Source organism: Methanosaeta sp. UBA458 (assembly GCF_002496085.1).
In the GTDB taxonomy this organism is placed as follows: domain Archaea; phylum Halobacteriota; class Methanosarcinia; order Methanotrichales; family Methanotrichaceae; genus Methanothrix; species Methanothrix soehngenii.
This window is the reverse complement of sequence record NZ_DAIK01000073.1, coordinates 1-6,857: the sequence shown is the minus strand read 5'-3', so window position 1 is coordinate 6,857 and position 6,857 is coordinate 1. Positions and strand designations below refer to the sequence as shown.

Here is a 6,857-nt window from a genome sequence, read left to right as displayed (position 1 = left end):
AAGGTCTATGGTGATGGCAGCATCGGCGATGTAGCCGTCCACATGCACTCCCACATCCAGCTTCACCATATTCTCGGCAAATACGCTCTCGTCCTTTGGCGAGGGTGTATAATGAGCCGCGCTCCGGTCCAAAGATATGTTGCAGGGAAATGCAGGCAGGCCGCCTTTTGACCTTATGGCTTCCTCCACGAACTCGGCCACCTCCAGCAGGGGCACGCCTACATCCACCTTCGGCCTTGCCTCCTGCAGCACTTCGGCCAGAATTCGTCCGGCCTTCCGGTAATTATCTAGAATTTCTGCGTCCATCATTATCACCAAATGGCAAGCTAGCTATAAATGCTCTGTCGAGCTCTTTTTCAGAGGACGAGATCCTTTCTGCAGCGGGTGAGGTTCTCGCATCCTTTATCTCTCACTACCAGAAGATCCTCCAGTCTCACTCCACCGATATCCGGATAGTATAGGCCCGGCTCTACGGTCACTACCTGCGAGCTTTTCAATATCTCCCCTCCTTCGCTCAGGGAGGGCAGCTCATGCACATCCAGCCCCACGCCGTGCCCGGTGGAATGGGTGAAGCCACAGCCATCCCTCTCGGAATAGCCCATCTCCTGGAAGACAGCGGAGACAGCGGCATGGACCTCCTCTCCTGATATGCCGCTTCGAATGGCACCGATCCCTGCCTCCTGGGCGGCAAGAACGGCATGGTAGAGCTCTTTTACCTCCCCAGGGGCCTCTCCTCGAAGGACGGTGCGAGTCATATCTGCGTAGTAGCGGTGCGTCTTGGACCGGGGATAGATGTCGATTACAATGGGGGAATTGGCGGGCAGGGGACCCGTCCCTCGCGCATGGGGTTCGGCTGCCTGGGTGCCGCCGGCAACGATGGTGTCTGCGGCTTCGCAACCATCCTGAAGGAGGGAGATATCGATGGCCGATCGAATCTGCTCAGCGGTAAGGGGCTGGCCCTGAAGGTATAGGGTATCTCCTCGAGGCTCAGAGCAGGCGATAAGCTCCACAGCTCGTTGCATCGCCCTCTCGCAGGCCCTCTGGGCAGTGGTTATGCAATCGATCTCCTGGGGGCTCTTCTTCGACCTTGCCCGCCTGGCCGGGCTCTCCAGGATCTGGATGTCGAAATGCCTGGATAATGGCTGGAATATACCTATCGGGAAGCTGTATGCAACTCCTAAGCGCAATACGTCGTGATCCCTCAAAAAATCCTTCAAGGCCTCTATGTAGGCCAGCTCCGGCTTTCCGCAGCTCTTCAGCTTCTCCATGATATGGTAGTCCCGGGTGCTTAGAACCTCATCTGCACAGGATTCCTTCTTCGCTCTGCTCTTTTCCATGGAGGAGACGAGGATCGAAGTCTTTTCCTGGAAGAGGATGGCGAACCTGTCCCCAGCAAGAAAATGGGAGAGGTAATACATATCCGAGTTGCTTATGCTATCTCCCACAAAGAGAAAGCCATCGATGTTTGATGAATCGAGAAATCTCAGAATATCCGATGACACGAAGTGCTACCTGCGAATGGATGAGGTCAGCTCAGAGATAAAAGAGGCCACATCCTGGCTCTTCTCAACAGCGGTGCCCGTGACTATCAGATCGGCTCCGGCGGCCACCAGCTCTGCGGCTGCTCTGCCGCTTCTTATGCCACCGCCCACAATGATCAGCACATCGCCCAGCAGCTTCTTCGTCAGTGCCACCATGCCCGCGGGCACCGGCGAGTCCGCCCCTGAACCGGCCTCCAGATAGACCAGCCTCATTCCCAGGTATTTTCCCGCCAAAGCGTATGCACAAGCCAGCTCCGGCTTCTTTCTGGGTATCAGGCGGGCATCGCCCACATAGCCCACCGTCCCACCAGGCTCGATGATGATATAGGCCATCGGCAAGGCCTCCAGGCGGTAGCACAGCACCAGAGGCGCTCCCATGGCCTGGTTCTCAATGAGGTAGTTGGGAGAGCGGCTGTTTAGCAGGCTCATGAAGAAGACGGCATCGGCGTTCTCGCACAGCCCAGCTACGCTTGCCGGAAAGAGGATGACCGGAAGATCGGTCACCTTCTTGATCTCGGCCACGGTATTGTGCAGGAGGGCACCCGTGGCCCCCACCGAGCCACCTACCATGATGGCGTCCGTCCCCCCCTGGCTCGCTGCCTGGGCCATCCTCCCTGCTTCCTGGGGGGTCTGGGAATCAGGATCGATAAGGGTTAAGTGGCCCGCTCCGTGCTTTTTTACAGCATCCCTCAGGTGCAGCTCGACCCTGCCCATCTCAAAAGTCATTTTCAATCTAAGCGGTCTTGTTCTCCTTGGACTTCATCCTCAGGCCTTCGTAGCCGCATTTGCGGCAGCGTGTAGCTTTTACTGGGTTTCGCGCATTGCAGCGCATGCATATCTTGAGGTTCAAGATTCTGTTTTCTGCTTCTGGAAATCTAGCCATAATAATCAGCTCTTCGTCGCAACTTACTCTGATATGAAACTTTGCATATTTTTAGCGCCGGGGTTGGGATTTTCCTGGCGGGTCTCTTGCGCCCCGTCATTTTGAACCCAAGTGTCCCTGGAAGGGACAACAGGTCTCGAGCCTGCCGCGTTTGAACTTCCGCCGGCCTACGGCCGCCCGGAATTTGTCCGCTCTGCCACCCCGGCACAGGTTAGACACCCTCTGGCCCATGCTTTATATCTGTTGCTCCCCTGAATGCCTCCCTCAGGAGTATGTTATGTCCCTTCGAGAAGAAGCTCTAGCCTTTCATGAAGCCGTCATGGGAAAGATTGCCGTGCACAGCAAGGTGCCCTGCGCCACCAGCCGGGATTTGAGCCTGGCTTATACCCCGGGGGTGGCCGCACCCTGTCGCGAGATCGAGAGGAATCCGGATGACGTCTATCGCTACACTGCCAAGGGAAATTTGGTGGCAGTGGTAACGGACGGGACTGCCGTGCTGGGATTGGGCGATATAGGAGCTCTGGCCTCCATTCCGGTGATGGAGGGCAAAGCGATACTGTTCAAGAACTTCGCCGGGATAGATGCCTTTCCAATAGCTGTCGCCTCCAAGGATCCTGAGGATATAGTGAGGACCGTGGCCATGATCGAGCCGGTCTTCGGAGGGATAAACCTGGAGGATATCAGTGCTCCCCGCTGCTTTGAGGTGGAGGAGAGGTTAAAGAAGGCCCTGACGATCCCGGTATTTCATGATGATCAGCATGGAACGGCAGTGGTCGCCCTGGCAGCTCTGATCAACGCCCTCCGCCTGGTAGGAAAGGACTTTCGGGATCTAAAGGTGGCAGTGAGCGGGGCAGGGGCTGCAGGGGTTGCCGTCACCAAGTTCCTTTTAAGCTTCGGAGCAAAGGACGTCATACTCTGCGATAGCAGAGGGGTGATTCATAAGGCTCGGCCGGACCTGAACCCCTCAAAGCAGGAGATCGCAGCTCTTACCAATCCACGCAATGTCACCGGCACTCTGGCCGATGCCATTCGTGGGGCGGACGTCTTTTTGGGCCTTTCCGTGGCAGGAATAGTGACCCCAGACATGGTGAGCAGCATGGCTGGGGATGCCGTGGTATTTGCCATGGCCAATCCCGAGCCGGAGATCATGCCCGAGCTGGCACTGGAGGCGGGAGCGGTTGTGGTGGCTACCGGCCGCTCCGACTATCCCAATCAGGTGAACAATGTCCTCGGCTTTCCTGGCATATTCCGGGGTGCTCTGGACGTGCGGGCCAGCGATATCAACGAACAGATGAAGATGGCTGCCTCTCGGGCTATAGCCGGTCTGGTGGAGAGCGTTACCCGGGAGTGCATCATCCCCTCTCCCCTGGACAGAAGGGTGGTTCCCGCGGTGGCGGAGGCAGTGGCCCGGGCAGCCATAGAGAGCGGCGTGGCCAGGGTTCCCGTCGATCCAGTCCAGGTGGGACGGAGGGCGGAGGAGATGGTGAGGAAGCTGGAGAAGGATGTCTGTTGAATGCCTCCGATCGGATTGCCTTCTGATGGCGGTAAAGGGTGCAAGGGTTTCTTTCCTTTTCAGCTTCGTCCCTGAACCACCAGGTATTAACCATCGGGCATCGCTAATTGCATAGAGTGAATTTCATGAGCAGGCAGTCAAAGAAGAGAAGAGACAGCCCGGAAGTGATCAGGAAACGGCTGGAAAACAGCCTCCCTTGGTGCCTGTCCCGCTGGTTTGCCCGCCGCATGGGGCGCAAAAAGTAGATCGAATGAACTCTTTTTTTTGATTAGATTGAATTTTGCGCCGGCCGCCTTTTCAGCTCTCTTTTGCCATCAGATATCCTGTCACTGCCCTTGTTACCTCTGAGGTAGAACATCTGCCGCCCAGATCCGGCGTCCTCGCCCCCGCTGCCAGCGCCCTTTTCACCGCCTCCTCTATACTGCTTGCCGCCTCCAGCTCGCCCAGCCACCTCATCATCATGGCAGCGCTGCGAATGGCTCCTACCGGATTGGCAATCCCCTTTCCCGCGATATCAGGAGCGCTGCCGTGAATGGGCTCGAACAGAGCGCGAGACTTCCCAAGATTGGCGCTGGCGCACAGCCCCAGGCTTCCTATCACCCCTGCCGCCTCGTCGCTCAGGATGTCTCCGAAGAGGTTGGTGGTGACCAGGACATCGAACCTCTGAGGATTAGTCACCAGGTTGTAGGCGGCCGCGTCCACCAGCATATCCTCATAAAGAATGCCCCGCCGCTCCGCCACCTCCCGGCAGGTCTGCAAAAAGAGCCGATCGCTTCGCAGCACATTGGACTTATGGATGATAGTAAGACGGCGGCGTCTCGCCGCCAGGTCGCATGCAGCTTCTGCGATCCTCTCCGAACCGCGACGGGTTATCACCCTCAGGGTACGCGATTCCTCCACCCCCACCTCCTCCACTCCGGAGTAGAGCCCCTCGGTGTTCTCTCGCACGATGATGAAATCAAGGTCATGGGACTGGAAGGGCCGGATGTTGGCATAAAGGTCCAGGGCCCGCCGCAGCCTTAAGAGAACGCTCCGGTAATTGGGATCGGGTGGGGTGGTGATCGCACCCAAAAGAATGCAGTCGCAGCCAGAAATCTCTTCCAGATCATCTTCGTCCATCGCCTCCCCCGTCCTCTTCCAGCGGCCCAGGCCGATCTCAAAATGGACCAGATCGAGTGACGCTCCCGCGGCCCGCAGCACCTCCAGGGCGCTTTCAACCACTTCCGGGCCTATGCCGTCCCCGGCAATCACTGCTACCCTCTTAGATCCTTGACCAGACACCTTACCGCCTCCGCTATCTCCCAGGCACCATCTCCCCAGTGGACAACAATTCCCGGCTGGCCGCACTTCTCCGTCCTCCCCCTTCGCTCCGACCGGCAGCAGCGAGTGATGAATGGCCCCTGGGGCTGAAATTCTCTTTCCCGGCAATGGATGGGACAGACATTGATGAATTCGTGCTCCTTTCCTGGATTGTTGGCCAGAAAGATCTCTCGCGATACCTCGCAGCCCACTATCCTCGGCCGCTCGTGGACCACGGGGTCGCTGTCCAAAGATCTACCCAGCCCCCCTGCCCGGCAGGGATAATAGACGGACGGGCAGTAGAACCTCTCCAGGTTCAGGATCCTGGGCACGAACCTCACCATCAGGTCCCCCAGCACTCCGCAATCCTCCAGCCCCTGCAGGGTGCAGATCAGCCAGGGCGGATCCGGTGGGGAGACGTCCATGACCTCGATCTTCAGGACCTGGCCGGGGTCGGGATCTTTGACGAAGGTGATGTGCTCGTCCGGGCCCTGGAAGACCACTGTGTTCGCCTTGCCCTCTCGAGAGATCTCATATGCCAGATCGATCAGGAGGGTTCTATTCCTGGTATCCACCCTCTCCGGATAGAAGGCGATCTCCTGACCGCAGGCGATCAGCTCCAGATCCTGGACCTCTCTCATGAAGCCCTCTCCACTGCTCTTCACCGCATAGAGGCTGGGGCCGTCCCGGCTGATCAGATACCGGGTGGAAAAGTAGATGGGGCCGCCCCGCTCTTCTTGGTCTTTTATGCCCACGAATTTGTAGTTGTCCGGAAAGATCATGCCAGTCAGTCCAGGCCTCTCTCTCGTCGCCGGTGGGCCACCAGCCCACCGTCCTTCAGTATGGCCATCAGAAAGTCAGGCAGGCGGGTTCCCTGATAGACTCTGTCCTCCACCCGCACCGTACCTGCCTGAAGGTCCACCTCCACCAGGTCCCCCTCCTGGCAGACGGGCTGGGCCTCGATGAGAGGAAGGCCGACGTTGATTGCGTTCCGGTAGAATATGCGGGCGAAGGACCGAGCTACCACCGCAGCCACGCCCGCCTCTTTCAGTGCCAGGGGCGCCTGCTCGCGGGACGAACCGCTTCCGAAGTTCTCGCCGGCCACGATTATGTCTCCCTTTCCGACGCGCGACGCAAATTGAGGGTCTAGGCCCTCCATGACATGCTCCGCCCAGAGATGGCGATCTCGCGTCCGCAGGTACTTTCCCGGGATGATCACATCCGTGTCCACGTCGTCGCCAAAGATCCATGCCTTGCCCTTGATCATAATGCTGCCCACATCCTGTAGAGCATCTCCCTGTTCGAAGATGACATCATACATTGACCGCATGCCTTGATAATACTCTTTCCCCATCCAGCAGCCGACGGCAGCAGTCGCATTCACTTTCATCCTGCACGCCCATCCTTTTTTACCCCTGCCCTTGTCATAGTCTTTATGCATCCCATCCTCATGCCATCCTCAGGATCGCATGTCTCTCTTAGGATATCGCCGGCAAGTATCAAAGGCCATTTATGGGGGAATTTTATTGGATGTCTTTGTATCTTGCACATACTTCTAAAAACCCAATAAAAAGATTTATAGATATCATTTTCAACGGCAACATATTTATTCTTACACGTA

Annotated in this window: 9 protein-coding genes and 1 tRNA gene; 1 reads left to right on the top strand and 9 read right to left on the bottom strand. The window is 57.4% G+C overall.

Annotated elements, in window-relative coordinates; translation table 11 throughout:
• The 5 genes from BP822_RS05075 to BP822_RS05055 form a co-directional block, all read right to left on the bottom strand.
• On the bottom strand, positions 1–306 hold a 306-nt coding region (locus tag BP822_RS05075), incomplete at its 3' end, for a M24 family metallopeptidase (RefSeq protein WP_286877867.1).
• A 50-nt stretch (positions 307–356) separates the two neighbouring features.
• Positions 357–1,502 carry a M24 family metallopeptidase gene (locus BP822_RS05070; protein ID WP_013719536.1) on the bottom strand — a complete coding sequence of 382 codons (1,146 nt, stop codon included), beginning with the start codon at positions 1,500–1,502 and terminating at the stop codon, positions 357–359.
• Positions 1,503–1,508: 6 nt separating this feature from the next.
• Positions 1,509–2,267, bottom strand: a complete 759-nt coding sequence (locus BP822_RS05065; RefSeq protein WP_286877869.1) for a geranylgeranylglyceryl/heptaprenylglyceryl phosphate synthase — start codon at positions 2,265–2,267, stop codon at positions 1,509–1,511.
• A gap of 7 nt (positions 2,268–2,274) precedes the next feature.
• Positions 2,275–2,424 carry a 50S ribosomal protein L40e gene (locus BP822_RS05060; RefSeq protein WP_013719538.1) on the bottom strand — a complete coding sequence of 50 codons (150 nt, stop codon included), beginning with the start codon at positions 2,422–2,424 and terminating at the stop codon, positions 2,275–2,277.
• 55 nt (positions 2,425–2,479) lie between these two features.
• Positions 2,480–2,630 (bottom strand) — tRNA-Ser (locus BP822_RS05055).
• A gap of 71 nt (positions 2,631–2,701) precedes the next feature.
• Here BP822_RS05055 and BP822_RS05050 point away from each other — a divergent pair.
• The gene (locus BP822_RS05050) at positions 2,702–3,937 is read left to right on the top strand and encodes an NAD(P)-dependent malic enzyme (protein ID WP_286877866.1); all 1,236 of its coding nucleotides are present in this window, start codon (positions 2,702–2,704) and stop codon (positions 3,935–3,937) included.
• A 297-nt stretch (positions 3,938–4,234) separates the two neighbouring features.
• On the opposite strand, the gene BP822_RS05045 is transcribed toward BP822_RS05050, so the two are convergent.
• The 4 genes from BP822_RS05045 to BP822_RS05030 all read right to left on the bottom strand — a co-directional run.
• Positions 4,235–5,218: an isocitrate/isopropylmalate dehydrogenase family protein gene (locus BP822_RS05045; protein ID WP_286877865.1), complete on the bottom strand. Its 984-nt coding sequence runs from the start codon at positions 5,216–5,218 to the stop codon at positions 4,235–4,237.
• Entirely contained in the window at positions 5,191–6,018 is an 828-nt protein-coding gene (locus tag BP822_RS05040; RefSeq protein ID WP_286877864.1) for a DUF7714 family protein, read from the bottom strand. The genes BP822_RS05045 and BP822_RS05040 overlap by 28 nt, the downstream gene beginning before the upstream one ends.
• Before the next feature lie 5 nt (positions 6,019–6,023).
• Positions 6,024–6,503, bottom strand: coding sequence for a 3-isopropylmalate dehydratase small subunit (locus BP822_RS05035; protein ID WP_349681847.1), 480 nt, complete (start codon positions 6,501–6,503; stop codon positions 6,024–6,026).
• Between the two features lie 119 nt (positions 6,504–6,622).
• Positions 6,623–6,857 (bottom strand): hypothetical protein (locus BP822_RS05030; protein WP_286877862.1); only part of this gene is annotated, 235 nt, incomplete at its 5' end.

Excerpts from the sequence above, each read along its gene's own strand:
- BP822_RS05065 (WP_286877869.1), bottom strand. The coding sequence starts at position 2,267 with ATGACTTTTGAGATGGGCAGGGTCGAGCTGCACCTGAGGGATGCTGTA.
- BP822_RS05060 (WP_013719538.1), bottom strand. The coding sequence starts at position 2,424 with ATGGCTAGATTTCCAGAAGCAGAAAACAGAATCTTGAACCTCAAGATA.
- BP822_RS05050 (WP_286877866.1), top strand. The coding sequence starts at position 2,702 with ATGTCCCTTCGAGAAGAAGCTCTAGCCTTTCATGAAGCCGTCATGGGA.
- BP822_RS05040 (WP_286877864.1), bottom strand. The coding sequence starts at position 6,018 with ATGATCTTTCCGGACAACTACAAATTCGTGGGCATAAAAGACCAAGAA.
- BP822_RS05035 (WP_349681847.1), bottom strand. The coding sequence starts at position 6,503 with ATGATCAAGGGCAAGGCATGGATCTTTGGCGACGACGTGGACACGGAT.